At 72.6% G+C, this 26,683-nt stretch carries 24 protein-coding genes; 13 read left to right on the top strand and 11 right to left on the bottom strand.

Going from position 1 to position 26,683, the window contains the following annotated elements; translation table 11 throughout:
• Window positions 1-9 precede the first annotated feature (9 nt).
• On the top strand, window positions 10-1,323 hold the full coding sequence (locus tag AB0368_RS10045) for an MFS transporter (RefSeq protein ID WP_366153456.1): 1,314 nt from the start codon (window positions 10-12) through the stop codon (window positions 1,321-1,323).
• Between the two features lie 98 nt (window positions 1,324-1,421).
• Complete coding sequence (locus tag AB0368_RS10040) at window positions 1,422-1,952, top strand: snapalysin family zinc-dependent metalloprotease (protein ID WP_366153455.1); 531 nt, start codon at window positions 1,422-1,424, stop codon at window positions 1,950-1,952.
• Between the two features lie 38 nt (window positions 1,953-1,990).
• On the opposite strand, the gene AB0368_RS10035 is transcribed toward AB0368_RS10040, so the two are convergent.
• Window positions 1,991-2,308, bottom strand: a complete 318-nt coding sequence (locus AB0368_RS10035) for an STAS domain-containing protein (protein WP_366153454.1) — start codon at window positions 2,306-2,308, stop codon at window positions 1,991-1,993.
• A 106-nt stretch (window positions 2,309-2,414) separates the two neighbouring features.
• On the opposite strand from AB0368_RS10035, the gene fxsT reads away from it, so the two are divergent.
• From fxsT to AB0368_RS10020, 3 genes are read left to right on the top strand one after another with little or no spacing between them, the layout of a single operon-like run.
• Window positions 2,415-4,838 carry an FxSxx-COOH system tetratricopeptide repeat protein gene (fxsT, locus tag AB0368_RS10030; RefSeq protein WP_366153453.1) on the top strand — a complete coding sequence of 808 codons (2,424 nt, stop codon included), beginning with the start codon at window positions 2,415-2,417 and terminating at the stop codon, window positions 4,836-4,838.
• A gap of 1 nt (window position 4,839) precedes the next feature.
• Window positions 4,840-5,238 carry an AraC family transcriptional regulator gene (locus tag AB0368_RS10025; protein WP_366153451.1) on the top strand — a complete coding sequence of 133 codons (399 nt, stop codon included), beginning with the start codon at window positions 4,840-4,842 and terminating at the stop codon, window positions 5,236-5,238.
• 34 nt (window positions 5,239-5,272) lie between these two features.
• Window positions 5,273-5,680, top strand: coding sequence for a VOC family protein (locus AB0368_RS10020; RefSeq protein ID WP_366153450.1), 408 nt, complete (start codon window positions 5,273-5,275; stop codon window positions 5,678-5,680).
• Between the two features lie 5 nt (window positions 5,681-5,685).
• Here the strand turns inward: AB0368_RS10020 and AB0368_RS10015 are convergent, their stop codons facing one another.
• The 3 genes from AB0368_RS10015 to fxsA are packed head-to-tail and all read right to left on the bottom strand — an operon-like array spanning window position 5,686 to window position 9,103.
• Window positions 5,686-7,374, bottom strand: coding sequence for a bifunctional diguanylate cyclase/phosphodiesterase (locus tag AB0368_RS10015; RefSeq protein ID WP_366153449.1), 1,689 nt, complete (start codon window positions 7,372-7,374; stop codon window positions 5,686-5,688).
• A gap of 46 nt (window positions 7,375-7,420) precedes the next feature.
• A complete protein-coding gene (locus AB0368_RS10010) occupies window positions 7,421-8,881 on the bottom strand; it encodes an HEXXH motif-containing putative peptide modification protein (RefSeq protein WP_366153448.1) in 1,461 nt (486 codons plus the stop codon).
• Window positions 8,882-8,896: 15 nt separating this feature from the next.
• Window positions 8,897-9,103 (bottom strand): FxSxx-COOH cyclophane-containing RiPP peptide, encoded by a 207-nt coding sequence (fxsA, locus tag AB0368_RS10005; protein ID WP_366153447.1) that lies wholly within the window; start codon window positions 9,101-9,103, stop codon window positions 8,897-8,899.
• 185 nt (window positions 9,104-9,288) lie between these two features.
• Between fxsA and AB0368_RS10000 the strand changes: the two genes are divergently transcribed.
• Together AB0368_RS10000 and AB0368_RS09995 are read left to right on the top strand one after the other, a co-directional pair.
• Window positions 9,289-9,492, top strand: coding sequence for a hypothetical protein (locus AB0368_RS10000; RefSeq protein ID WP_366153446.1), 204 nt, complete (start codon window positions 9,289-9,291; stop codon window positions 9,490-9,492).
• Window positions 9,482-9,877 carry a hypothetical protein gene (locus tag AB0368_RS09995; protein ID WP_366153445.1) on the top strand — a complete coding sequence of 132 codons (396 nt, stop codon included), beginning with the start codon at window positions 9,482-9,484 and terminating at the stop codon, window positions 9,875-9,877. The genes AB0368_RS10000 and AB0368_RS09995 overlap by 11 nt, the downstream gene beginning before the upstream one ends.
• Window positions 9,878-9,912: 35 nt before the next feature.
• On the opposite strand, the gene AB0368_RS09990 is transcribed toward AB0368_RS09995, so the two are convergent.
• Entirely contained in the window at window positions 9,913-10,197 is a 285-nt protein-coding gene (locus tag AB0368_RS09990; protein WP_366153444.1) for a DUF427 domain-containing protein, read from the bottom strand.
• A gap of 159 nt (window positions 10,198-10,356) precedes the next feature.
• Here AB0368_RS09990 and AB0368_RS09985 point away from each other — a divergent pair, with 159 nt between their 5' ends.
• From AB0368_RS09985 to AB0368_RS09975, 3 genes are read left to right on the top strand one after another with little or no spacing between them, the layout of a single operon-like run.
• Window positions 10,357-10,950 carry a hypothetical protein gene (locus tag AB0368_RS09985; protein WP_366153443.1) on the top strand — a complete coding sequence of 198 codons (594 nt, stop codon included), beginning with the start codon at window positions 10,357-10,359 and terminating at the stop codon, window positions 10,948-10,950.
• Window positions 10,947-12,011, top strand: coding sequence for a hypothetical protein (locus AB0368_RS09980; RefSeq protein ID WP_366153442.1), 1,065 nt, complete (start codon window positions 10,947-10,949; stop codon window positions 12,009-12,011). The genes AB0368_RS09985 and AB0368_RS09980 overlap by 4 nt, the downstream gene beginning before the upstream one ends.
• Window positions 12,008-13,453, top strand: a complete 1,446-nt coding sequence (locus tag AB0368_RS09975) for a hypothetical protein (protein ID WP_366153441.1) — start codon at window positions 12,008-12,010, stop codon at window positions 13,451-13,453. The genes AB0368_RS09980 and AB0368_RS09975 overlap by 4 nt, the downstream gene beginning before the upstream one ends.
• Here the strand turns inward: AB0368_RS09975 and AB0368_RS09970 are convergent.
• The 4 genes from AB0368_RS09970 to AB0368_RS09955 form a co-directional block, all read right to left on the bottom strand.
• Complete coding sequence (locus AB0368_RS09970; RefSeq protein WP_366153440.1) at window positions 13,433-15,259, bottom strand: SpoIIE family protein phosphatase; 1,827 nt, start codon at window positions 15,257-15,259, stop codon at window positions 13,433-13,435. The genes AB0368_RS09975 and AB0368_RS09970 overlap by 21 nt on opposite strands.
• 162 nt (window positions 15,260-15,421) lie before the next feature.
• Window positions 15,422-16,090 carry an SRPBCC domain-containing protein gene (locus tag AB0368_RS09965; RefSeq protein WP_366153439.1) on the bottom strand — a complete coding sequence of 223 codons (669 nt, stop codon included), beginning with the start codon at window positions 16,088-16,090 and terminating at the stop codon, window positions 15,422-15,424.
• 28 nt (window positions 16,091-16,118) lie between these two features.
• Entirely contained in the window at window positions 16,119-17,183 is a 1,065-nt protein-coding gene (locus tag AB0368_RS09960) for a bifunctional DNA primase/polymerase (RefSeq protein WP_366153765.1), read from the bottom strand.
• Between the two features lie 123 nt (window positions 17,184-17,306).
• Window positions 17,307-18,305 carry a beta family protein gene (locus AB0368_RS09955; RefSeq protein ID WP_366153438.1) on the bottom strand — a complete coding sequence of 333 codons (999 nt, stop codon included), beginning with the start codon at window positions 18,303-18,305 and terminating at the stop codon, window positions 17,307-17,309.
• A 151-nt stretch (window positions 18,306-18,456) separates the two neighbouring features.
• Between AB0368_RS09955 and AB0368_RS09950 the strand changes: the two genes are divergently transcribed.
• Both AB0368_RS09950 and AB0368_RS09945 read left to right on the top strand, forming a co-directional pair.
• The gene (locus tag AB0368_RS09950; protein ID WP_366153437.1) at window positions 18,457-19,773 is read left to right on the top strand and encodes an AAA family ATPase; all 1,317 of its coding nucleotides are present in this window, start codon (window positions 18,457-18,459) and stop codon (window positions 19,771-19,773) included.
• A 341-nt stretch (window positions 19,774-20,114) separates the two neighbouring features.
• Window positions 20,115-20,783: a hypothetical protein gene (locus AB0368_RS09945; protein ID WP_366153436.1), complete on the top strand. Its 669-nt coding sequence runs from the start codon at window positions 20,115-20,117 to the stop codon at window positions 20,781-20,783.
• A gap of 297 nt (window positions 20,784-21,080) precedes the next feature.
• Here the strand turns inward: AB0368_RS09945 and AB0368_RS09940 are convergent, their stop codons facing one another.
• A complete protein-coding gene (locus tag AB0368_RS09940; RefSeq protein WP_366153435.1) occupies window positions 21,081-21,344 on the bottom strand; it encodes a hypothetical protein in 264 nt (87 codons plus the stop codon).
• A gap of 147 nt (window positions 21,345-21,491) precedes the next feature.
• Here AB0368_RS09940 and AB0368_RS09935 point away from each other — a divergent pair, with 147 nt between their 5' ends.
• Complete coding sequence (locus AB0368_RS09935) at window positions 21,492-25,766, top strand: AAA domain-containing protein (protein WP_366153434.1); 4,275 nt, start codon at window positions 21,492-21,494, stop codon at window positions 25,764-25,766.
• Here AB0368_RS09935 and AB0368_RS09930 read toward each other — a convergent pair.
• Window positions 25,684-26,652, bottom strand: coding sequence for a helix-turn-helix domain-containing protein (locus AB0368_RS09930; RefSeq protein WP_366153433.1), 969 nt, complete (start codon window positions 26,650-26,652; stop codon window positions 25,684-25,686). The two genes, AB0368_RS09935 and AB0368_RS09930, sit on opposite strands and share 83 nt — an antisense overlap.
• Window positions 26,653-26,683: the final 31 nt, after the last annotated feature.

Raw genomic sequence — 26,683 nt, 5'->3', positions numbered from 1 at the left:
AATGATCGGGTGACCTCCCGCCGCCCGCATACCGCCTGGCTCGTCGCCGCCGTCGCCTTCGTCGCCCTGATCGGCGCCGCCGGCTTCCGCGCGACGCCGTCCGTCATGCTCCAGCCGTTGCACGACGAGTTCGGCTGGTCCCTCGGCACCATCTCCGCCGCGGTCTCGGTCAACCTGCTGCTGTACGGCCTGACCGCCCCGTTCGCCGCCGCGCTCATGGAGAAGCTCGGCATGCGCCGGGTCGTCGCCGGGGCGCTGGTCCTCGTCTCCGCCGGCAGCGGCCTGACCGTCTTCATGCAAGCGAGCTGGCAGCTCGTGCTGTGCTGGGGCGTCCTGGTCGGGCTCGGCACCGGCTCGATGGCGCTGGGCTTCGTGGCGATCGTCGCCAACCGCTGGTTCGTGCGGGGCCGGGGACTGGTGACCGGTTTGCTGACCGCGGGCGGCGCGACCGGCCAGCTCGTCTTCCTGCCGTTGCTCGCCCGGCTCACCGGCGCGTACGGGTGGCGGACCGCCGCGCTGACCGTGGCGGTGGCCGCCCTTGCCGTGGTGCCGCTCGTGTGGTGGCGGCTGCGCGACCGGCCGGCGGACCTGGGCGTGGCCGCGTACGGGGCGGGGCCCGACGACCCGGCGCCGCCTGCGACCCCGCCCGGCAGTGCCGCGCGCAACGCCCTGCGCTCGCTGCGGACGGCGGCTCGTACCCGGGCGTTCTGGCTGCTGGCCGGCGGCTTCGCGATCTGCGGGGCCACCACGAACGGGTTGGTCGGCACGCACTTCATCCCGGCCGCCCACGATCACGGCATGGGCGGAACCACGGCCGCGAGCCTGCTCGCGCTCGTCGGCCTCTTCGACATCGCCGGCACGATCGCCTCCGGGTGGCTCACCGACCGGGTCGACAGCCGGCTGCTGCTCGGGGGGTATTACGCCCTGCGGGGGCTGTCCCTGCTGGTGCTGCCGTCGCTGTTCGCCGCCACGGCGCATCCGAGCATGGTGGTGTTCATCCTGTTCTACGGCCTGGACTGGGTGGCCACGGTGCCGCCGACCGTCGCCCTGTGCCGGGAGTACTTCGGCGCGAGCGGCGCGGTGGTCTTCGGCTGGGTCTTCGCCTCGCACCAGTTCGGCGCGGCGATCGCGGCCACCTCGGCGGGCCTGGTGCGGGACCGGCTCGGCAGCTACGACTGGGCCTGGTACGGCGCGGGCACCCTGGCGCTGACGGCGTCGCTGCTCTCACTCATGCTCCTGGCGGGCCGCCGCACCCGCGACGTCGGTCCGGCAGGCCCGGGGTTGGGACTGGCGTTCCCGCCGGCCGAGCCGGCCATCACGTGATCATGAGGCGGCAACAGGTATGACCGAACTGCATCGATAAGCGTCTTTCTCTGGCTACCGTGTGGGCAGTCCGTCCCCCACCCCCAGGGAGGTCACCGATGCTGTTCAAGAGACTGTCCGCCGTACTGCTCGCATTCCTGGCGGCGGCCGGCCTGCAGGTCGCCGCCGCCGATCCCGCGGCCGCCGCACCGCGGGTGCTGTACTACGACGCCAGCCAGGCGCAGGAGTTCGTCGCGGCCGTCAACCAGGGTGCGCAGATCTGGAACAGCCGGGTCACCACGGTCCGGCTCGAGCCGGTCCCGGCCGGGCGCACCCCCAACATCCGGGTGTACGCCGACAACGGCTGGCCGCGTACGTACACCACGTCCCTCGGCAACGGTCGCTGGTACATGGGCCGCGAGGCGGTGAACGAGGGCTACTACGTCCCGCGGATCGCCGCGCACGAGTTCGGGCACATCCTCGGGCTGCCGGACCGCCGAACCGGCCTCTGCGCGGACCTCATGTCGGGGAGCAGCGCCCCGGTCTCCTGCACCAACGCCTACCCGAACGCCACCGAGGCCGCCACGGTGAACAACAACTTCCGTACGGCGGTCGCGGTGCCCGCCAGGGAGTTCGCCTGGGTCGGATGACGACAACCCCGTGGGGCCGTCCGGAGTGCCGGGCGGCCCTACTGCTTGAGCTCGACCACCTCGAGGACGCCACTGAGGACCAGGATCTGGTGCACGCCACGGGTCGGGCGGGCCAGGCAGAACTCGACGCCCTCGTCCCGGGCCCGCTGGAAGCCGAAGATGATCGCGCCCAGCCCGGTGGAATCGATGAAAGACAGCTTCTCGAGATCGACGACCAGGGCCCGCGGGCGGGCCTCGAGCGCCTCCACGAGGGCGATCCGGACCTGATCCACGTTGAGCACGTCGACCTCGCCCTGCAGGGCGACGGTAACCACGTCGGCGTCGCGGTCGAGACTCGTCACGGGTTCGTCGGTCACCACGGCGCCTTCCGTTTGATGCAATCTTCCGCAGTGGCGATGATTCCACGTACGGTAATCGGCAGCATGACAGTAGAGGGCGGGGGCATCAGTGGGGAGGGGCGGCGTGCCGATCCGGGGCGGTCTGCCGCCACGCAATTCGCGATTCGTCGGACGCGAAGGGCTCCTCGCCGACATGCGCGGACTGCTCGGCAACGGACCGGTGGTGCTGCTGCCTTCCGCCGACCACCAGCTGGGTGGCACGGGACGTACCCAATTGGCCGTGGAATACGCCTACCGCTACGCGGACACGTACGACCTGGTGTGGTGGATTCCCGCCGAGCAGACCGCCGGCATGCGGGCCGCACTGGTCGGGCTCGCGCAGGAGTTGAAGCTGCCGGAGGCGCGGGACATCAACCGCACGCTCGGCGCGGTGCGCGACGCGCTGAGCCGCGGTGAGCCGTACCGGAACTGGCTCGTCGTCTTCGAGAACGCCAACCGGCCCGAGGACATCAAGCCCTATCTGCCGAGCGGTGCCGGCCACGTGCTCGTCACCTCCCGCAACCCGCGATGGACCACCGAGGTCGCGCAGGCCGTGCCGGTCCCGGTCTTCGACCGTACGGACAGCGTGGACTTCCTGCAGCGCCGCGCCGCGGAACTGTCCGGTGGGGAGGCCGACCGGCTCGCCGCCCACCTCGGTGACGTGCCGATGGCGCTCGACGAGGCCGCGGCGGTGCGGGTCGCGACCGGCTGGAGCGTCGACGAGTACCTGCGCCGCTACGACGCCCGCGCCGGCGAGCTGGCCTTCCCGACCCCGATCCGGGTCGCCTGGGGCCTGGCCGCCGACGGGCTCGCCGAGGCGTCCGCGGCCGCCTTCGAGCTGCTGGAGCTGAGCGCCTTCCTCGCCAGCGCGCCGGTGTCGTGGGAGCTGCTGTGGGCCGCCCGTGGGCTGGTCTCGCCGGAGCTCGCCCGTACCGTGCGCATCGAACGGCGGCTGAAGGCCGCGATCCGCCTGATCGGCCGCTACGGCCTGGCCGACCTGGACCCGCCGGGCGAGAGCCTGATCGTGCACCCGATGGTCCGGGGCATGCTGGGCCAGCAGCTCAGCTCCGAACGGCACGCCGCCCTGCTCCGCACGGTGCGCGCGATGCTGGCCGCCGCCGACCCGGGCGACCCCGACAACCCCACACACTGGCACCGGTACGCCGAGGTCATCCCGCACCTGGTCCACTCCGATGTGCTCGGCGGCGACTCGGAGGAGATCCGCCAGCTCGTCATCAACTGCGTCCGCTTCCTCTACGCCCGGGGCGACTACGACTCCAGCCGCGACCTGGCCAACCAGGCGGTGGCCCGGTGGAGGGACAGTCTCGGGGAGGCCGACGAGCAGACGCTGATCGCGTCCTTCCACCTGGCGAACGCGCTGCGGGCCGTGGGCCGCACCGCCGACGCCCGCGTCCTGAACGCGCAGACCCTGCGCTCGCAGCGCGAGGTGCTCGGCGGCGACGACGAGACCACCCTGGCCACGGCCAACAGCGTCGGCGCCGACCTGCGGATGCAGGGTCACTTCGGGCAGGCCCGGCAGCTCGACGCGGACAACCTGGTCCGCTACCGCCGCCTCTTCGGCGAGAGCTTCCCGACCGCGCTGCGCTGCGCCAACAACCTCGCGGCGGACCTACGGCTGCTCGGGGACTTCCGGGGCGCGAGGGCCCTGGACGAGCAGGTGCTCCGGCACCGGCAGATGATCTTCGTTGACGGACATCCGGAGACGCTGTCGTCGCGGGCCGGGCTCGCCTTCGACCTGTTCGGCCTCGGCGACTACGCGGCCGCCGCCGAGCTGCTCGCCGTCGCCGGCCACTTCGACACGCTGGGCCCCGACCACCCGATGGCACTGTGGGCCGGACGGTTCGCGGCGATGGCGGCGCGGCGCTCCGGGCGTACGGAGGCTCGCGAGCTGGCGACGACCAACGTGGAGCTGTACCGCCAGAAGTTCGGCGACCTCAGCGTGGAGACGCTCGGCGCGATGGTGTCGCTGGCCAACTGTGCCCGTGACGCCGACGACCTCGACGAGGCGCACCGGCTGCTGGAACGGGCCGTGGCCCGCTATCACGCCGTGCTCGGCGACGAGCACCCGTTCACCCTGGCCGCCGCGGCCGACCTGGCCGGGGTGGTGCGGGCCACCGGGCGGTACGCGGAGGCGCGCACCATCGACCTGGAGGCCCTCGGTGGCCTGCGGCGCAGCGTGGGCGCCGACCATCCGTTCACGCTCAGCTGTGCCAACGGCCTGGCGGCCGACCTGCTCGCCACCGGTGAGGCGCAGCAGGCCCGGGAGATCGCGCTGGACACGCTCAACCGGTCCCGTAGCGTGCGCGGCGCTGACCACCCGGACACCCTGGCGTGTGCCTTCAACGCGGCCCTGGACGCCGGCGACGACGGGTCGACGCAGGCCGCCGTCGAGGAGCTGCAGAAGGTGTACGGCGACAGCCACCCGCTGCTCGCCCGGGCCCTCTCCGGCGCCCGCCTGGAGACCGAGATCGAGCCTCCTCCCCTCTGACATGCGCGCGGTGGAGGACACGAACCGGCGGATGTTGCGGGCCCGGGACGCGATGGACCGGGGCTACGCCGAGCCGCTGGACGTCGCGGCCCTGGCCCGCATCGCCCACGTGTCGCCGGCTCACTTCGCGCGCACGTTCCGGGCGACGTTCGGCGAGACGCCGCACCGCTACCTCCAGCGCCGCCGGGTCGAGCGGTCCATGTTCCTGCTGCGCGAGAGCGACCGCAGCATCACCGACATCTGCTTCGAGGTGGGCTTCGGCAGCCCGGGCACGTTCAGCCGGACGTTCCGCGACATCGTCGGCCGGTCGCCGCGCCAGTACCGCAGGGAGGCGGCGGCACTCGCCGGCGTACCGACGTGTTTCGCGATGGCGTGGATGCGACCGAGCAGTTCCGGATAAGTTTTCCGGCGCCCCGCTCAGTAGCGTGATCCGCATGTTCAACGCGATCACGCACTCGCAGATCTACGTCCTGGACCAGGACCAGGCCCTCGACTTCTACGTGGGCAAGCTCGGCCTGGAGGTCGGCGCCGACGTCGACCTGGGCTTCATGCGCTGGCTGACCGTCGGCGTCCCCGGCCACCCGGACCGGCAGATCCTGCTCGAGAAGCCGGGGCCGCCGGCAATGTCGGAGGAGACCGCGCGGCAGGTCCGCGAGCTGGTGACCAAGGGCGCCACGGGCGGCTCGCTGATCTTCAGCACGGACGACTGCCGCAAGACCTACGAGACGCTGCTCGCCAAGGGCGTCGAGTTCACCGAGGAACCGACCGAGCGGCCGTACGGGATCGACTGCGGGCTGCGCGATCCCTTCGGCAACAGCATCCGCTTCACCCAGCCGAGGTAGCCCGCTCAGTTGGAGAGAGCGGCTTCGCGGGCGAGCAGCGCGGTGAGGTCGCCGGCGGGCATCGGCCGGGCGAAGTGGTAGCCCTGGGCCTGCGCGCACTCGAGCTCACGGAGCCGGGAGGCCTGGGTGGCGTCCTCGACGCCCTCGGCCACCGGCGCCAGCTTGAAGGTCCGCGCGATCTGGAGCACCGCCTCGGCCACCGACGCGCCGGAGTTCTCCTGCATCGCCTGCACGAACGACTTGTCGATCTTGACGACGTCGACCGGCAGGGTGCCGAGGTGGCTCAGCGACGAGAAGCCGGTGCCGAAGTCGTCCAGCGCGATCCGCACGCCGACGGTCTTCAGCGCGCCGAGCACCCGGGCCGACTCGACGAGGTCCACGAGCGCGACCGATTCGGTCAGCTCGAGCACGAGCAGGGACGGCGGGAGGCCGGTGCGCTCGAGCACGGCGCGTACCTCCTCGACGAGGTCCGGGTTGCCCAGCTGGCTCGCCGAGAGGTTGACGTTCAGCTCGAAGCCCGGGTTGTCCCGCTGCCACTCGGCGGCCTGCCGGCACGCCTCCTCCAGCACCCAGCCGCCGAGGCGGGGGAGCAGGCCCAGCGACTCGGCCATGTCCAGGAACGCCAGCGGCGGGATCATTCCGCGCTCGGGGTGGTTCCAGCGGATCAGCGCCTCGACGCCGACCGTACGCTCGCCCTCGAGGTCGACGATGGGCTGGTAGTGCACCTCGAACTCGCCGGCCTCGACGGCGCGGCGCAGGTCCGCCTCCTCGTGGCGCCGGGCCTCCACCGCGGCGAACTGCGCCGGGTCGAAGCGCCGGGCGATGCCCTTGCCCTCGCCCTTGGCCTGGTAGAGGGCGAGGTCGGCCTCGCGCATGACCTCGTCGACGGCGGTGCCGCTGCCGCGGGTGATGGCGATGCCGGCGCTGGCCGGGATGGTCAGCACGACGTCGCCGATGATCAGGGGCTGTTCGAGGTCGCGCAGGATCCGGTTCGCCACGGTGTCGGCGATCTGGTCGTCGACGAGGCGGGGGAGCAGCACCACGAACTCGTCGCCGCCGAGACGGGACACGGTGTCGTTGTTGCGGACGTTGGCGGTCAGCCGCTCGGCCGCGGTGCGCAGCAGCTCGTCGCCGACGGCGTGCCCGTACGTGTCGTTGACCTCTTTGAACCCGTCCAGGTCGACGAGGATCACGGCGGTCATCGTGTCGTCCGCGTCGGCGAGCGCATCGGTGGCGTGGTCCATGAAGAGCTTGCGGTTGCCCAGCTCGGTCAGCGGGTCGCGGGACGCCTGCCGGGCCAGCTGGGCGCGCTGCCGGGTCAGGTCGCGGACCAGGCTCTCGTTGGTGCGCGCACCGAGGAACTGGCGGACCAGGATGATCGCCGCGACGGCGAAGCTGAGCCAGGTCAGCTCACGGTTGATGGCGCCGCTGTGGCCGAACCAGTAGCCGGCCATGAGGACGGCAGCGGTGGCGGGGGCGTACTGCACCAGCGGCCAGCGGCGGGCGAGCAGGATCACGCCGGCGCCGAACCCGATCACCAGGCTTGCGCCGACGACCAGCGTCAACGGCCCGGCGTCGCCGCGCGTGACGTTCACGAACAGCGCCGGCCAGGCGAGCAGCAGCAGCGACGTGAAGATCATGATGCCGTCGACACAGCGACGCACACGATCCACGGTCTTGCCGGTCCGACTCATGTCCCACCTCCAACGGGCAGCATGATCGGCCCGGCGGCGGGGGACTTTAGGAAACCCACCTCGCCAGGGCGAGCGGGTCGGGACCGTGGTCGCGCAGCGCGTCGTAGGCCGCGGCGGCGATCTCCGGCGCGCCTTGCAGGCCGCCGGCCAGGAACATCCCGGCCCAGGCGGCCCGGTCACCCGGATTCCTCCGGTACGCCCTGAGCGCCGCGGCCTCGTCCCCGCGCACGTACGCGAGATCGCCCTCCGCGCCGTCGAGGGGCAGCCCGCGCAGTGACCGGTGGGTGAGGTCGAGCCGGGCGCTGGCCTCCAACGCCCGCCGGGGTGCCGGGCGCAGCACGGACGTGACCGGCGGCGGTGGCTCGCCGCGCCGCCACGCCGAGGCCAGCTCCGCCGCGTCCGCCGGGCCGACGTGCAGGTTCCGCAGCCGCCAGCGCAGCCGGTGATCGCGGTTGGCGCCCTCGGCGAGGCGCAGGACCGCCGGGTCGACCGGCTCGTCCCGCCAGGGCCGCACCTCGGCCCGCAGCGCGCCGACGAACCGCTCGCCGGCCGGGGTGAGGTCGCTCAGGCCGTCCGCCGCGGCCGCCACGGCGGCGCGCCAGCGGGCGAACTCGAACCGGGCGAGCGGGTCGCCGGGCCGGGAGCGCCAGAAGCGCGTGACCGTCAGGTACGCGAAAGCGCCGTGCAGGATCCCGGAGGCGGGCCGGGGGTCGTCGCGCCAGGGCGAGTAGCCGAGCGCGTCCGGGGTCGCGAGCAGGTCGAAGAGGTACTGCACCGCGTTGAGGATGCTGTGCTGGGTCTCGTGCAGCAGCCCCACGGCGAAGGCGGTCGCGTCGGCGGGCTCGGAGATCGCCACGGCGCCGAACGCGTCGGCCGAGGTGGCGCTGATCCCGCGGGCTGCCGGGTCGGCGCGTACGGGCACGACGCTGTCCAGGATCGTGGCCAGGATCTCGGCGTCGGGGCGTACCCGATCGACCATGAGCCGCCACGCCTGCGCGAACGCCTCCTGCCAGCGGGTCAGCTCGGCCGCGGTCAGCGGTGGGGTGGGCGGCAGGCCCAGCCCCGCGCGCAGCGGATCGCTGTCCTCGAGGCGTACGGAGATGCGGAGCCCGTCGTGCTTGGCGGTGAGCCGCCGGCCGGGGTCCCGCCGCGCGCGGGGCGTCCGGGCCCGGGCGGCGAGATCGCTCAGGTGACCGACGCCGGCCCGTTCGGGGGTCGAGCCCGCGCGCAGGGCGGTGAGGCATCGCGTGGCCCAGACGCCGAAGAGGGGACGGGCCAGCAGGTCGCGGACCCGCTCGGGCTCGGCGCGCTCGGCGGCGGCCAGCGCGCGGAAGTCGTCCGTCCGGGTCGCCACCGCGATCTCGCGAAGCAGCAGGAGGTGGCGGCTCAGCCGGGCCCGGCGCAGTTCGCCGAGGGTGGCGGGGTCCGGCCGGCCGGCGCCGAGGGAGACGAGCGCGGCGTCGCTGAGCCGATGCGGCGGGGCCGCGCTGACTGCGGTGGGTCCCATCCGTACGGCGCCGTCCTAGAGGGCCGAGTTGAATCCGGCGATCGGCTCACCCGGACGGGCGAGCTCGTCGGCGAGCCGGCGGAGACAGTGGCCGAATGCGCTTTCGTCCGGTCCGTCCGCTTCGGCGCCGGCTGCGAGATCGGTCAGCGAGAGGCCCGAGACGTCGATCATCGCCGACCGCCATTCCGGCGTCGCACCGGTGGTGCTCATGCCGCCGTCCACGTCCGCCTACCTTCGTCGGATGGTGCTACTTGTCGGCCAGCAACAATCAATCTATTGCCGCCACATTACGGCGGTCGTCGGGTCGGGTGATGTCCGGGCGTGTCCCGGGGCGGGGTCGCTCCGGGCGCCGCGGCGTGATCTCATAGGACGCCAACACCACGAAAGTCGGCAACGGAGGACAAACTGTGCTGGGGCGTGACCCTGATATCGGGGAGCAGGTGCAGGAGCGGGCCGAGGACGAGGCGACCGGCGAGACCGACGCCGACTCCGAGCCCGAGTCGCCGGTGATGCCGTCGCCGCCGTTTCCTACCTTCCGGAGCCGGCCGACGCTGCCGCACCAGACGCCCGGGGTCGGCTTCGAGAGCGGGCGGGACAGCCGTGCCCGCTGAGGAGTCGCGCCCGCCGCTGCCGCAGCGTGGCCCCGCGCCCGCCGTCGAGCGGATGGACAACGCCGAGCTGGCGCGCATGGTCGAGGCGGAGCATCCGTACCGGGGCAGGGCGCTCTTCGAGCTCTCCGACCGCATCCCGCACGACGACGACGCGGCGACGAAGGTGGCGATGCTGAGCCGGCTGCCCTCGCTGCGCGAGTCGCGGCTCTTCGACCGGGTCTCGCTGGCCTGGTCGGCGATCATCGCGTTGCTGGCGGCGGAGACCCCGCACGCGCGGGCCGCGGCGTACGAGGCTTTCGGTGCCCTGGAGGTCGCGGAACAGCGGGACATGCTGGACTATCTCGAGGTGACCGCCATCGAGGAGGCGCATCCGAGGATCGGGTAGGCGGCGCGGGCGGGACGCCCGCGCCGAGCGTGGCGTCAGGCTTCGACCTTCACGTCCTTCCAGAACGCGACCCGGTCCCGGACTGCCTTCGCGTCCGGCTTCGGGTCCGGGTAGAACCACACGGCATCCTTGGTGACGTGCTCGCCGGACTCCAGCGTGTAGTAGGAGGCCTTGCCCTTCCAGGGGCAGACGGTGTGCGTGTCGGAGGGTCGCAGCACGTCTTCCCGCACCGAGGAGCGCGGGAAGTAGGTGTTGCCCTCGACTACCACGGTGTCGTCGCTCTCGGCGATGATCTCGTCGTTCCAGATGGCCTTCGGCATACCTCGAACGTAGCGCGCCGTCCGGCCGCCGTCCGATATGCGCGCTTTATTCGCCTCCCGGGGGTGAAACGCCGTCGGACATCCGGACATTGCCCCCAGCCTGTACGACGATTTAAGGTCGATCCGCCCAGGACCCCCGACCGACGGAAGCGCCCCGCCATGATCAGTTCGACCACGCTTCCGGGCGTCCGCGAGCAGGCCCGGCACGCGTTGCTGCTGCTCGGCGGCCCGGCCCCGGCCCGTCTCGTCGTGGACGTGCACACCGCCCTGTTCGACGGCGACCTCTCCATGTCCGGCGTGGCGGCCGTGCTGCGCGACGAGGAACGGCATTTCGACCCGGACGCCCTCACCGCGTACCGGATCTGCCCGGCCCTGCACCACGACCTGACGGCGGCCCGCGGCCTGGTGACCCTCTCCGGCTGGCCCGCTGCCCGGCGCCTGGTGTCGCCGCGGTCGGCCCGGGCCGGCGCCCTCGCCGCGGTGGTCCGGATCGCCGAGTTCGTCGCCATCCGGGCCCAGGCGAGCAGCGCCGTCCTCGACCTGCTGTGCGGCCTCGCCGATACCGTGCCGGGCGGCCCCGAGGCGTTCCTCGTGCACGACCCGCGGGCGCTCGCGGACGCCGCCCGGGCCGCGCTCGCCGAGGTCACCGTCGAGGCGCTGCCCGAGGCGGTCGAGCGGCGATGGTCGGCCCTCGACGAGCGGCAGCGGCTGTTCGGCATCATGAGCCTGCCCCACCAGCGAGGGCGCGGGTGACGACGGCGCTCGACCGGATCCGTGGCGGCGTACCCGCCAAGCGGCACAACGCGCGCACGATCGCCGCGCTGACGGCCAACCCGGGGTGTTCGCGCCGCGCGGTGCTCGACGCCGCCGGGATCGACAAGCCCCGGCTGGCCGAGCGCATCGGCTTCCCCGGCAGCTTCGGTCAGTCCCGCTTCGCGCTCGCCCGCGGCAACGGCTTCGAGGCGATGCTCAAGGCGGACGACTGCGCGCTCCTGCTGTCGGTGCTGCGCGACGTGCTGGCCCTGGAGGCGCCCGCCGTCTCGTACGACGACCTCGGCGAGGACGACGACGCCACGCTGACCGCTCGGCACGGGCGTACCCGGGAATTGCTCGCGGCCGCGGCCGGCACCGCCTTGATCGACCACCCGCTGCTCACCCTCGCCGTGGCCGGCCGGCAAGTCTTCCTCGAACCGGACCTGATCGCGTTCCACGCCAGCGGTCTGCTGCACGTAGTGGAGATCAAGTCCTTCGCGATCGTGGACGGCCAGGCGGACAGCGCCAAGGTGTCGGCCGCCGCGGTGCAGGCCGCCGTGTACGTGCTCGCGCTGCGCCGGCTCCTCGCCGACCTCGGTCACGACCCGGCCCTGGTCAGCCACGACGCGGTGCTCGTCTGCCCCCGCGACTTCTCCCTGCAGCCCACGGCCGTGCTGGTCGACGTCCGCAAACAGCTGTCCACCCTCACCCGGCAGCTCACCCGGCTCGCCTCGGTCTCGGACCTGGTCGCCGCCCTGCCGCCGAACCTGAGCTTCGACACCGCGCTGCCTCCCGCCGACCTCATCGCCGCGCTGGGCCAGGTCGAGGCCCGGTACGCGCCCGAGTGCCTGTCGGCCTGCGAGCTGGCCTCCTACTGCCGGCACGAGGCCGCCGGCAGCACCGCCACGCTCGGCCGGCCGGTCCGCGACGCACTCGGCGGCGTCGACACCGTCGAGGAGGCGCTCGCGCTGGCGGCGGGCACCCGGACGCCCACCGAGGACCAGGCCGAGGCGGCCGCGCTGCTCCAGGCCGCCGCCCGGCTGCGGGCCGAGGCCCTGTGAGCACCCTGACCGCGCTCGCTCGCGCGCAGGCGTACGCGGCGGGCAGCGCCCAGCCGATCGCGACGGTGCGTCACCTGCACCTGCACGAGCGCCCGCTGGTGCTCGTCCCGTACGCGATGGCGGGCGAACCCAACGCGCCCCTTGCCGCGATGGTCGGCACCGCGGAGGCACAACCGCACCTGCTGGTCGTGGCCCAGCCGCGCAACCGCAACGACCGGTTCTCCTTCGCCGCCCGGCTCGCCGAGGTGCTCGTGCCCTACGTGGACTCGTTCACCGCGGTCACCGAAGCGGTGGCCGTCGACCGGGGACGCGACGTGCGCCACCGGTTCACCGGCGCGCCGCAGATCTGGGTGCCCAACCCCGGCGGTGTCGACTTCCTGCGGCTGTTCGGGCGCTCCACCCGCTTCCGCAGCACCGAGGGCGAGTACGCGGTGCCCGTCTCGGTCCCGCTGCTCGGGCGGTGGCTGACGTTCTTCGCGAACGCGGCGGAGGTTCCCGGCTCGTCGATGCTGCTCAACGCCGTACAAGCGCTGTCGTCGCATTGGGCGACCGGGCAGAGCAGTGCCGAGGACGCCCAGCTCGCCGCCCTGATGGCCTGGCTGTCGCCGCCACCCGGGACGTCCGTGTTCGACGCGGCCGCGCGGGCCGAGGACCCGGCGGTGACGCCGCCGGCCGGCCCGGCCACCGACCCGTCGTTCGACAACCACGTGCTCGCGCCGCTGCTGTCGGTGGCCGAGCCGGACGTCGCGGAACTGACGCGGGTGCTGCGCGACCAGCTCCTGCCGACCTGGACCCTGATGTGGCGCGCCCTCGACCTGCTGCGCGCGCTGCCCGCCGGTTCCCGCGTCGCCGGGCGCTGGGACGCCGACCGCGATTCGTTCTCGGCCTTCGTGCAGCACCTGGCCGAGGGCGGCCCGCCGCAACCCCGCCGCGACGGTGCCGTGGCCGCGGCCGCCCGGCTCAGCCGCCTCGAGAACGCCGCCGCCCGGTACGCGGTCCAGCGCGCCTTCGACGACCCGCTCGTGATGGCCGAATACCGGCTGACCGGCGCGGCCTTCGCCGGCGACGTGACCCTGGCGAAGGCCGACCGGATCGACGAGAGCGGCAAACGCCCGGTGCTGCGCCCGCGCATCATGGTGGTCACCCCGGAGCCGGTACGGGTGACGCGCGGCGCCGCGCTGACCTCGCCCGCACGGCCGTCCCAGAAGGCCACGGTGGTCTCGGTGACGCCGGTCGACGGGTCGAAGACCGAGGTGCTGCTCGAGCTATCCGGTGGGATGGGGCGCAAGCTGGTGGCTGAGCCGGGCAGCGTGCCGGAGGTGGGCGAGCGGCTGCTGCTGACGACGCTCAGCGAGGCGTACCGGCCGGGCGGCGCGTTCCCGGAACCGGACCAGACGCCGTGGACCCACGGCGGCCCGCCGTCACCGCAGCCTGACCAGTAAGAACGCTATGTCGTCGGCGCGCCGGGCCGCCGCCTCCACCAGGCGGGTGCACAGCTCCTCGCCCGGCGCCCCCGCATGCCGTCGCAGAATCTCCCGTACCCGGTCGATGCCCTCGTCGATGACGTGGCCCGGATCCTCGACCAGCCCGTCGGTGTAGAGCACCAGCACCGACCCGGCCGGGACGGTGCGCCGGTGGGTCGTCCGCTCCAGCCGGGGAACGACGCCGAGCAGCGGCTCCGGGTTCTCCCACCAGACGTCGACCGAGCCGTCGGGACGCATCAGCAGCGGCGGGGGATGACCGGCGTTGGCGAACGTGACCTCGTAGGCGGGGCCGGCCCGGCGCACCCGGGCCAGCACCGCGGTGGCGGCGGCCGGCACCCGCAGGCCCCGGACCGCCCGGTCGAGCTGGGTGAGCAGGGGACCGGGCTCGTCGTCGCGGCCGTACGCGTCACCGCGTACCAGATTGCGCAGCTGCCCCATCGTCGCCGCGGCCTCGATGTCGTGCCCGGACACGTCGCCGACGGCGAGCATCACGGACCCGTCCGGCTGGGCGAAGGCGTCGTACCAGTCCCCGCCGACCGCGGCGCCCGCCTGCGCAGGAAGGTATCGGGCGTGCAGTTCCACCCCGGGGATCGTCGGCAGCTCGGTCAGCATGCTGTGCTGCAGCACCTCGGCCACGTGCCGCTGCTGCCGATACAGCCGGCTGTTGTCGATGGCCAGCCCGGCCCGCCGCGCGATGTCCAGCGCCGTCCGCTCGTCGGCCTCGGTGAACGCGGCCCGCCGCGGCCCGTTGATCAGGGAGATCGACCCCAGCACCCGCCGGGTGACCGGGGCAACGACCGGGACGACCACGAACGAGGAATACCCGAGCCGTTCGGCGAGCGCGGCCATCTCGCGGTTGGTGGTGCGAGCCAGCAGCGTCTCGGCGTTCTCACCCTGCCGGCGCACCGGCTGACCGGACCGCTGCACGGCGAGAACCGCCGACCGGGACCCGAGACCGCCCATCATCATCGAACCGAAGCGCTGGACGTCGGCTGCGAAGCCGGGATCGCGATGCGCGGCGGAGACGTGCCGGACGTTGCCGTTCGGATCGATGAGCGTGACGAGGCACCAGTCGGCGAGCCGGGGGATGACGCCGCCGGCCAGGAGTCGCACGCCCTCTTCGACGTCGAGGGTGCCGGCGAAGGCTTCGGTCAGCTCGGCGAGCATGGCCAGCTGGGCGTGGGCCGACTCGGCTTGCTCCCGCGCTTCCTCGGCCTGGCCTCGGGCTTCTTCGGCGAGGTCGCGGGCGATTCGGAGGCGGAGTTCGGAGGAACAGGCTTCGGCGAGATCGGTGAGGATCGCGAGCTCGTCGCCGGTCCACGCGCGAGGCTGGGTGTCGATCGCGCACAGCGACCCGAGCGTTTGCCCGTCGGCGTCGGTCAGCGGCACCCCCGCGTACGCCACGACGCCGAGGTCCGGGATGGCGAGGTTGTCGCGGACCTGGGCGTAGAGCCGCGCGTCCGAAAAAACCTTGGTGCTGCCCTCGATGACCACGTGCCGGCAGAACGAATGGGAGAGCGGAGTCTCCCGCTTCGCACTCCACGGCTCGGCGAGCCCCACCTGCCCGGGAAAGAACTGCCGCTCCTCGTCCACCAGGGAAACCAACGCAACGGGTACGCCGAGCAGCCGCTTGACCAGCGACGCGAACCGGTCGAAAGCCTCATCGGGCTCGGCGCCGACACAGACGCGCTGCAGAGAATGCAGGCGCGACGCATCACCGAGCACACCGCGATCCGGTGCGCCGGCTTCCGAGCCCTCGGACATGCCCCTCCCACCGTCGCCCCCAGGCGGTTTCGATCAGCCAGGCTACCCGCGGAACGGGAGGTCATGCAGGGCGTGCGGCACTGATCCACATCACGCCCGTGAGGGGTGTCAGGGGCGCTGGCTGGTCCGCGTCCTCGGACTGTCGGGCTGGGGGTGTCGCGGTCAGGGTGCGGGCCTGTCCGCTGTCGTGACCTGAGCTTCGCGGGCTATCGGTAGCCAGCGTTCGGCCCAGCGCTTGCGCACCACGTCGAATGCCGCGTCGTCCAGCCCGTACGTGGACACGATCACCTCCATGCGGCCCGGCTGACGGCTGCCGAGGTGTTCCCGCCCGGCGATCACCACCAGGTGCCCGTCGGCGTCGACGAGCCACGCGACCCGCTTGCCGGCCGGGGTCCCGTTGCCGCCGGCCAGGGCGAGCGCCTCGCGGCCGGTCGTCGTGCCGGTCAGGTAGAGCGTGCGGCGTACCCCCTTCGGTTTCTCCTCGAGCAGGTAGCGGAGCTGGATGAGGAAGGACCGCCAGCCCTCCTCGATGGCGTCGTACCGGTCGCGGTCCCCGGACGGCGGACCCTCACGCACGACCCGTACCGTGGCACCGTCGTCGTCGCCGGTGACCTCCAGATAGGACCCGTCGGCCCACCCCATCTGCTCCGGTGCGCGGAACGTCGCCTCGTTCACGAAGATGTGCCGGATCTCGGCGTCCAGCCCGTCGTAGTCCCACCCGAACCATTGCCGCAACACGGCCGGCTGGGTGACGGCAGCCCAGACGCGATCCCGGTCTGCGGTCACGGCGACTTCGAGGTGGTACGGCTTCGGCCTCTGCTGATCGGTCACGGTCACTATCCTGGCGGTAGTCCCCGGATCACGCCACGCGATGGCCATCGATGTCATCAAGTCGTTTCGAGAGTCGTGTCCTTACCGTTCCCGGCCTCCCGTGGTTGTCGTTCTCCGGCATCGCTCGGGTGGAGGAGCGAGCTGCGGGCAGGACTTCCGGCCGAGCCGATTCGCGGTCGAGCGGGAATGGCCCGCCGGTGGAATCGCGGTGCTGCGGCAGCCCCTGGCCGGCGGTGTCGCGGTTCAGAGGGGATCGCCTGCCGGCGGTGAGGCCCGAGCGGATGGTGCGGATCGTCTCTGCGCGACCCAGGCCGCACCAGGCGCCGGCCGCCATGAGCTCCCGCGTCACCGTTGCCGCATCCAGAAAGCCGGCGCCCACGAGCCGGCCGAGCGCGAACGCCGCCCGGTTCAGCGTGTCGTTGCGCGTCCCGACTTCGGCACGGGCCACCCGGTCGGCCTCGGCCTCCAGCGCCACCGCTGCGTACCGGTCGGGATGGGCGATCGCCGAGCCGCCGAACCAGCCCGGATCGGACGCGCCTCCGTTGCCGGCGAACGGCGGATCGGGCCCTGCGATCAGCCCACGCAGCGCGTCGGGTGCTGACGGGGGATCGGCGCCCGGCCGCACCACCCAGTAATAGAAGGTGCCGCTCGCGTGCCGGGACGGTGGTGCCACCACGTATCCGCCCACTCCCCGCCAGTCGACGCCGGGTAGGAGGTGGACGCGGTTGCCGTGTCCCAGCGGCGCGAACCAGAAGTGCCAGCCACCGCTGCCCGTGCGGACCTGGGGGCCCACCGGCATGGTGCCGCCGAGGACATGACGCAGGCCGTGCCACCCGGTGGGTGAGTCCACGTCGGCGACGTCCATGGCTGTGCCCGTACGCAATCCGATGTTGGCTTCCGGCCACCGTGACCACCACATCTCGATCCGGCGCGGGTCGACCGTCGCGTCCGTGAGGCCGTGCCGCAGCCGCGGATGTTTGCCGGGCCGGTCGCAATCCGGCCGGCCGCACGAGCACGAACCGTCTCGCCCAGGGGTGTGCACCGGCAGGACGGGAATCCCGTGCCGGGCGTACGCGAGAGCGGCGTCGAGCATCATTGGAACAAGTGTACGAGTGATTCGGGCCGCCCGCCGGGTTGTCCACAGGGGGTCAGCGCATGGTCGAGCAGGGCTATCCGCTCATGGACGTCGTGGCCGCGTGGAAGGTGAGGTGAGGCGTCAGCCGGTCGGCGCCAGAGTCGCCAGTACGTGCGCGATGTGGTGTGACGTGCTCCACGCTATCCAGCTCGCCGAGCTTCCCCCGCCACGGGCGCTGCGGGAGCGTTCTGCGATCTGGGCGTCTCCCCACGAGAAGCGGGCGCCGCGGGCGGGCCAGTGCGGCGAGTCGACCAGGGTTCGGCACAGGTCGTGGCAGCGGTCGTCGCTGCGGCCTCCGCGCCGGGCCCAGCGGTAGATCCACCAGTTGCGGTCCGCGGTGTAGCGCAGGGTCGGGAGCTGGCGGTGGCTGCTGCCGTTTCGGCGTACCGGAGAAGTGACTCCGTAGTCCGCATAGCCGACGCCCGGCTCACTCAGCCGGGCCCACACCTGGGCGTCCAGGCGTCCGACCGTGACCGGCTCGTCGGTCGGCAGATCGTCCAGATTGGGCGGCATCGCCCCGGCCGCGACGGTGACCGAGCGCCACGGCGTCGAGCGGGCCCAGCGCAGCACGTGCCGGGCGCGTTCCTCGAACCGGTCGGCGTGCGCCGCGCATGCCGTCTCCGCAAGGTCGATGATCAGGTCGACGTGTTCCGCCTCGAGGCCCGCGCCGGCCAGCATGCGGGTGGTCGTGGCCGTGGCCTGCGCGGAGTTGCGGACGTCGACGTGGGGCTGAAGACGAAGAACCGCCCGCATCAGGTGCATGCGAGCGGCCAGGCCGTGCTCCACCAGGCGGCGAGGACTGTCGTACGCCCTGAGCACCGGCACCATGGCCACACCGAGCGCCGCGAGCTCCTCCGCCAGGTCGAGCGGCGGTGACACGAGGGGGTCCGGGGGATCCGGTACGGCGCCCAGGTCGACGGCGATCACGCCGGTGCGGGGCGGTAGCTGCCGCACGAGCTGCGGAAGCCGATCCGCTGGGGAGACCTCGACGATCGGGGTGACCCGGCGGGCCGCGGCGGCGTCGAGGTGGTGCAGGGCAGCCATCTCGCCGCGACGGGGTCGCAGGATGGGCCGGTACACGCCATCCTCCGTGACCTCCGGCCCGGTGAATACCCTCATTCACTCAAAGTAGCGAAATATCCGGTCCTTGCGCCGATGCAGACTCCATTCCCCACTTCGGGTGAAGTTGCGTCTCCCGGATTGTGCGGGAGCCCCCGATACGGTTGGCGCCGTGACCGCGACACCACCACACGAAAGTCCTGCCGCCGAAGCGGCCCGGGTCATCGACGCCGTCCTGCGCGACCTGGCGACCTCGGAGCATCGCGGCGTCGTGGTCGACTCGCCGCCCGGCGCCGGCAAGAGCACGCTGGTCGTCAAGGCGGCCGGGGTGCTCGCCGCGGCCGGCGAACCACTGATGATCGTCGCCCAGACCAACGAACAGGTGGACGACCTCATCGCCCGCCTCGGGGTGGCGTCGCCGGAGCTCGCCGTCGGCCGGTTGTCGGCGGTGGACTATGCGGCGACCGAGCGGGTCCGTACCCACCCGTCGTGCCGGGTCGCCGCCAAGGTCGCGGACCTCGGCGGAACCCCGGTGACGATCGGTACGGCCGCCAAGTGGGCCACGATCACCGACGGAAGCTGGCCCTGGGCGATCGTCGACGAGGCGTACCAGATGCGCTCCGACGCCCTGCTCCGCGTTGCACCCCGCTTCGAACGGGCACTCTTCGTCGGCGATCCCGGCCAGCTCGACCCGTTCTCCACGGTGGAGGTGGACCGCTGGACCGGCCTCTCCTGGGACCCGATGCAGAGCGCGGTCGCGGTGCTGCTGCGGCACAACCCCGACCTGCCGGTGCACCGCCTGCCGGTCTCGTGGCGGCTCCCCGCCTCCGCGGCCCCCGTGGTCGCCGAGGCGTTCTACCCGTTCACGGGCTTCCGCTCCGGCACCGGCCCGGACGACCGTACCCTCCGCTTCGCCGATCCAGGAGGCCCGGCCGACCGTACCGACGACGTCTTGGACACCGCCGCGGCGACCGGCTGGGGCCTGTACGAGCTGCCCGCTCGCTTCACCGTACGCACGGATGCCGAAGCCGCCGCGGCCTGCGCCGCGCTCGCCGCCCGAGCCCTCACCCGCGGCGGCGTCACCACCTCCGAGTCCGGAACGAGCCCCCTCACCGCCGACCGCATCGCCATCGGCGCAGCCCACCGGGACCAGGCCGCGGCGATCCGCTCGTTCCTCCCGCCCGAAGCCGCCGACGTCACGGTGGACACCGCCAACCGGCTCCAAGGCCGCGAGTACGACCTGACCGTGGTGCTGCATCCACTCTCCGGCCGCCAGGACGCCACCGCATTCCACCTGGAATCGGGGCGGCTGTGCGTGCTGACCTCCCGCCACCGGCATGCGTGTGTGGTGGTGGCGCGGGCCGGCATCGCGGAGTTGCTGGATGCGCACCCGTCGACCGAGCCGGTTCATCTGGGCGTACCGGTGAAGTTCCCTGATGGGTGGGAAGCGAACCAAGCGATGCTCGCCCACCTGGCTCGCGGGGCCTGAGGCACTGCCGCGCAGCGAGCCCGGCACGACGGTGGATGATCACTGTCCGTGGATGTTCGCATCGCTGTCACCCGCTGGAAATATAGGCGCGCTTCACTGTCAAATAGAGGACTGACTCGTGAGCCAGCATGCAACTTGCATGTGCGGTTCGCCGTGCAAGTTGCATGTTCGCGGGTCTCGGACCTGCTGCTCCAATGTCGCCGCAACGGTTTGACCGTCCTGCCGCATTTCATTCACGAACGTTTCTGAGATCTCTCGGGAATCCTCTTCCTGTCGATCTCCGGAGATGCAACTCTCTTAGCCAGGCGTAGCGCCAGCGACACGGACGGTGGTGGTACCGAATGCGTCCAGACGTTCTGGTCGGTCCCAGCGACTGGGTTGTCGAGCAGTTCGGCGACAAGGTCGCCGCCGAGCTCTGGACCCGGGTTCCCGAGGCGTTGAGCACGGCGATCGAGCGTGAGGTCACCGCGCATCCCTCGACAGCACAGACCGCGGAACGAGTCATCGCCAATCCGCGCTGGCCCTTGCCGTACGAGGAACTGGTCCTTTTCCTCGGCACCCTGCCCGGCGCCGAAATCATCAGCGTGCCGAAGTCGGTCTACCAGCTCGTCGTCATCAACGGGCACGTGGTCGTCCCCTGGTGTTACGGCCAGTCGGCGCGGGACTCGATGCGCGACGCCGCGGTCGGCCGCTCCTTCGGCCGCCTCGCCCGGGAACTGCTGCGCCGCTTCGGGCCGCCGTGGCGCCGGTCCCAGGCCGAATATCCGCTCCCGCTCGACGCCGTGGACGAGCGTGAGGTGGCCAAGATCTGCGGTGCCATCGCCCGCATCGAGCCGACGCCGGAGGTGGTGATCGCCGGCTTCGCGGGGGCTCCGAACCTGGGTCTGCTGCGGGCCTGCCTCGGCGAGATCAAGTCGACCGACAACGGTTCGCTCAACTGGAGCCACGTCGACGATCTGCCGCTGCCGCCGCCGGTGATTCCGCGCCCGCGTCGCATGCAGTTCCCCTGACCCGCCCCGCCGCAGGGACCCGCCGCCCGCTGACGCATGCCCGCCGGGCACGATGACGCGTGCCCCTCGGCCGAGCTGCCGACGGCTGAGAATCCTGTAGGGACGGTGGGGAGGGAAGGGTGGCCGTTTCGCCACCTGTCGGTCGAGGTGGACAGCTGGTTCTCTCTGTGCGGCAACGCAACCAGGGAAGGACCTCGATGACGATCTCTCGCCCGACGCCTCCGGTGGGGGTTCCGGGCAGGGCTACGAGCGCGTCCACTGCGGCTGAGGAGCGGACACCTGGCAGCGGTCTCTCGGCTACTCAGGGATCGATGCGAACGGCATTCCGGGCGCCGGCTCGCTGGCGAAGCTCGGGACCGGCCGATTCACGGTGACCAGGACCATCTCCGCCGGCTCGCGGACCAGCACGTACGGGGGCAAGCGCGTCGACGCCCGTACGGGGGACATGCTGGCCGCGGCCGACGCCATGCTGAGCTGGCACCTCACGCTCGACCAGGGCTCGTACAGCACCTCGGATCCCACGTCCGCCGGCACGCACGACGGCGGCGGGGTGGTCGACATCTCAGGTCCACGACTATTACTTCGGCAGGAACGGGCTCGCCAACCACGCCCCCGACGACACTCCCAGTGCCTACCGAGCGGCGTCCACGTGGTGGGAGAAGTACGCGCGGAACTGACGGGCGGCGTACATCGGATAACCTGCGAAGAATGCCCGAGCCTGAGTCGCCCACCGTCATCCGGGACCGGGCCGTCTCCGTCGCCGACTATCTGCTGGCCGTGCGCGCGCAGATGGAACGGCCGGCTCGCACCGTGCCTGCCGAGGCGCACTGGCTCGACGCGCTGCCCGGGCATCCCGCATGTCAGAGCGGTCCGGCCGCCGACGGCACGACGTGGCTCCGGGTGGGTCTGCCGGACCTGCCCGGCCCGCCGCCGGTCCCGGCCGACCTACGCCGCCGGCTCAACGACGTCGGCACGGCCGACGAGATCGAGGCGGGGCCGCGCGGCGAGCCCGTGATCGAGGGGGAATCCGACGACGGGTTCGAGGCCTGGCGCGACGAGGTGTGGCGGCCGTGGTCGCTGCTGAGCCGGGACGCCGAGCAGACCCGTACCCTGCATCGGCAGCTCTTCGATCTGATGCACCAGGTCGACATGGCCGCAGCCACCACCGAGCTCGTGTGGGGCCACGGCATTCTCGACACGGTCGTCGATGGCCAGCGGGTGCGCTACCCGCTGGTCGCGACGCCGGTGCTCATCGAGTACGAGCCGGACCGGTCCCTGATCACGGTCTCTCCGCAGGGGCCGTCCCGGCTGCAGACCGACGCGCTGGCCGGCCTCGACGAGCGCTATCTGGGGCAGTTGCTCGCCCTGGCCGGCCCGGCCGGCACCCTCGAGGCGGACCTGTGGGACGACCTCGAGCGACGCGAGCTGTTCGAGCGGGCGCTGGGCCGGCTCGGGTACGACCGGGTCATCGCGCGCCCCGGCGAATCCGTGGCCGGGCCGCACATCGTCGACACCGGCGTCCTCTTCGCGCGGCCGAAGCAGCGGCTGCTGCGCGGTTTCCTGGAGAGCCTGCGCGACCGGCTGCTGGCCGGCGACACGGCGAGCATCGGCGCGCTCGCCGCGATCGTGGCGCATGAGCCCAGCCGGCTCCGGATGCCCGGCGACCAGCCCGAGGACTGGCACCGGGTGGGGGAGCGGCTGCTCATGCCGCTGCCGACCAACGAGGCCCAGGAGTCGATCGCCCGCCGGCTGGCCCACCACCGCAACGTCGCCGTCCAGGGGCCGCCCGGCACCGGCAAGACCCACACGATCCGCAACCTGATCTGCCACCTGATGGCGAACGGCAAGCGGGTGCTCGTCGTCGCGCAGAAGGAGGATCCGCTGCGGGTGCTCCGCGACGGGCTTCCCGAGGAGGTCCGGGCCCTCTGCCTCGCCGTGCTCGGGCGTACGACGGACCAGCTCGTGCAGCTGCAGCTCGCCGCCCGTGAGCTCTCCGACCGGGCCGCCACCCTCGACAAGGGCGCCGAGTCCGCCCGCGTCGAGCGGCTCACCGGCCGCCTGGAGGAGGCCGAGCGGGAGCTGGCCCGGGCGCTGGGGGGCCTGCGGGCCATCGCCGAGAGCGAGTCGGCCACCTACCGCCTCGACGACGTCGATCTCTCGCCCGCCGACGTGGGTGCGTGGCTGCGGGAACGGGCTGCCGCCCACGGCGGCATCCCGGACGCCGTCGATCCGCTGGATCCGCCGCCGCTGAGCGCGGACGAGTTCGCCGTGCTGCTCGAGCTCGCCGCCACCCTCGCCCCGGCGGACCGGGCCGCGGCCTTGCGCGATCTGCCCGACGTCGCGGCGCTGCCCGACGCGGCCCAGGCGAAACAGGACCGGGCCGACCGGGCTGCGGCCGCGGAGCGGGTGTCACGCTTGGAGTCGGCCGGCGTCGACCCGGATTCGGTACGGGCACACGGCTCCAAAGCCCTGGCTGACCTGCTCGACGGGCTCCGGGACGCGGTGGCGTGGCTGCACCGGCGCGAAGGCACGTGGACCGACCGGCTGGGCCGCCTGCTCGCCGACCCGCACTGGGCCGCCGTGTGGACGGACCACGTCGCCGCCACCGAGGAGCTCCAGCGGTCCCTGGCCGACCTGACCCGCCGGCTCGCCGGGCATCGGGTCGTCGCGCCGCCGTCCGTCACCGCCGAGCCGAGGCGGCTGCTGGCCACGCTCGCCGAGGTGCGGGAACGGTTCGCGGCCGGCAAGGGCCTCAACCGGCTGCTCCAGGCGTCCCTCTGGAAGGTCGCCGACGAGGTACGCGTCGACGGCGAGCCGCTGCGTAGCGCCGACGACGTCGACATCGCCGTCGCCTGGGTCGAGCGCGCGCGGGCGCAGCGCCGGCTGGGCGAGCACTGGTCGGAGTGGATCGAGCGCCTGGCCATCCCACCGCGCGAGGGCGATCCGGAGGTGTGGGCGGGCGGCCTGCTCGCGGATGCTGCGCAGTCGCTGGGCTGGGACGCCCGCCAATGGCCCGAGCTGTCCGCCCGGCTTGCTGTGCTCGTACCCCAGGAGGACCTGGAGCTGGATGCGGCCCGGCTGGCCGAGATCTCGGCGTTGCTCGACGACAGCCCGGTGGTTCTCGAACTGGACCGGCTGGACGCCGCGGACCGGGCGGTGGCCGACGCCCTCGCGCCGTGGCCGCGGCTGGCCGCGGCGTGGCGCACGCTGGACGGCTGGGACGAGGCGCTGGCCGAGACCCGCCGGCTGCTGGCGCTGCGCCCGGAGGTGTCCCGCTTCCTCGAGTTGCACGCTCGGCTGGCGGCGGTGGCCCCGGAGTGGGCGGCCCAGGTCGGCGCCGGGCAGGTGCCGGTGGTGCCGGGGGCCGCGTGCCTCCAGGCCTGGCAGTGGCGGCAGGCGCAGACCTGGTTCGACCAGGTGGTCGGCAGCGTCGACCCGGCCGTGCTGAACCGCCGCGTCGAACAGGGCCGCGAGAAGATCCGCAGGCTCACCGGCGAGCTCGTGGTGGCCTCCGCCTGGCTCGAGGTGGCCAGTGCCCTGGACGACCGCCGCCGCGCCGCCCTGGCCGACTGGACCACCGCCCTGCGCAAGATCGGCAAGGGCACCGGGCGCAGCGCCGCCGCCTGGCAGGCGCACGCCCAGCGGGCCATGGAGTCCGCCGTGGAGGCCGTACCGGTGTGGGTCATGTCGGTGGACCGCGCGATCGAGCAGTTCGCCGGCGGCGCCCGCTTCGACGTGGTCATCGTGGACGAGGCGTCGCAGGCCGACCTCTTCGCCCTGCCGGTGCTGTCGCTGGCGGAACGGGCCGTCGTGGTCGGCGACGACCAGCAGATCGGCCCGCAGCTGGGCTTCGTCGGCTCGGTCTCGGGTCTCATCCACAGCCACCTCGGAGACGTGCCGTCCGCCGAGCACTTCGATCCCGAGTCGTCGCTCTACGACCACGCGGTGCGGCGCTCGCCCGAGCGGATCCTGCTCACCGAGCATTTCCGGTGCGTACCGCAGATCATCGAGTTCTCGTCCCGGCACTACTACGACGGCAAGATTCAGCCGCTGCGCGCCGACCGGTCCGCCCTCGAACCGGTCAAGCCGGTCTTCGTCGCGAACGGCGTCCGGCAACCCCTCCCGACGTTCGGCGACGTCAACGTCGACGAGGCCGAGGCCCTGGTCGAGCGCGTCGCGGCGATCGTCGCGGACCGGGCGTACCGGGGGAAGTCGATCGGCGTGATCAGCCTGCTCAGCAGCAGCGGGCAGGCGTCGTACCTGCTGTCGCGGCTGCGCGAGACGATCGGCGAGGACGAGATGGAGGCCCGGCGGCTGCGGGTCGGTGACGCGTACACGTTCCAGGGCGACGAACGCGACGTGGTCCTGGTGTCCATGGTGGTCTCCGACAACGACGGCCGCGTCGCGGCCTTCACCAAGCGGGAATACCACCGCCGGATCAACGTCGCCGCCTCCCGCGCCCGGGACCAACTATGGATCTTCCATTCGGTACGCCCACAGTCCCTGCACGCCGACGACGCCCGGGCGCTGCTGCTGAACTACGCGCTGAACCTGACCGCCTTCGGGGCGCAGGCGGACGTGGAGATGCTGTGCGAGAGCGACTTCGAACGTGAGGTCCTGCGCCGCCTGGTGGCACGGGGATACCGGCCGACGCCCCAGTTCCGCATCGGCGGATACCGCATCGACTTCGTGCTGAACGCGCCGGACGGGCGGCGGCTGGCCGTGGAGTGCGACGGGGACGCGTACCACGGGCCGGAGCGATGGGAAAGCGACATGCGCCGGCAGACGGTGCTGGAGCGGGTGGGCAACTGCGTGTTCGTCCGGATCCGCGGCAGCATCTTCGCCCGTGAGCCGGAGGCGGCGTTGCGGCCGCTGTGGCAGCGGATCGAGGAGCTGGGGATCAGCCCGTTCGTGGACCGAAGCGGCGGCGATAGTCCGTCGGGGTCAGACCCGTCTCCCGGCGCATCAGCGCCCGGAGGTTAGTCGCCGTTCCCAGGCCGGCGCGGCGGGCGACCACGTCCAGACGGGCCTCTCCGCGTTCGATCAGGCGGCAGGCCAGCGTGACGCGTTCGCCGGTCAGCCAGGACAGCGGTGTCGTGCCCAGTTCGGTCCGGAAGCGGCGGTGCAGGGTCGCCGGGCTCACCGCCGCCTGCGCCGCGAGGTCCGCGACGGTGAGCGGGTGGTCGAGCCGTTCCTGGGCCCAGGCCAGGACGGGTGCCAGCGATTCGTCCGGGATGTCGGGGACCGGGCGGTCGACGAACTGGCGCTGACCGCCGTCGCGGTGGGCGGCGAAGACCAGGCGGCGGCTGACCGCGTTCGCCACCTCGGCGCCGTGATCCCGGCGGACCACGTGCAGGCCGAGGTCGAGGGCCGCCGCGCTGCCCGCCGACGTGAGGATGTCGCCGTCGTCGACGAAGAGCACGTCCGGTTCGAGCCGTACGCGGGGGAAGCGGGACCGGAACGCGTCCGCCCACTGCCAGTGGGCCGTGGCGCGGCGGCCGTCGAGCACGCCCGCCTCGGCGAGGGTGAATGCTCCGCTGCAGAAGCCGATCATGCGGGCGCCGCGGGCGTGGGCGCGGCGGATCGCCGCCAGGACCGCGGGGCGGCGGGGCGTCTCGACGTCCGGGCGGTTCGGGACGATCACCGTGTCCGCCTCGTCGAGCGCCGTCAGGGGTGCGACGCCGGTGAGCGTGAAGAAGCCGTCGCGCATCCGGGTGCGGGGAGCGGCCGCGCAAAGGCGGAAGTCGTACAGGACGCGGCCGATCTCGGGGCGGCGCAGACCGAACACCTCGGTGGCGCAGCCCAGCTCGAACGGGTTCGAGTTCTCGTCCACCAGCACGACGACGCGATGCAAGGATTCTTGCGGCATGTGCGGTTTCTAGCACTCACCGCGTACCCGG

This window comes from Actinoplanes sp. NPDC051475 (assembly GCF_040689425.1).
GTDB lineage: Bacteria > Actinomycetota > Actinomycetes > Mycobacteriales > Micromonosporaceae > Actinoplanes.
The sequence above is the reverse complement of the archived record's forward strand: the minus strand, read 5'-3'. Positions and strand labels throughout refer to the sequence as shown.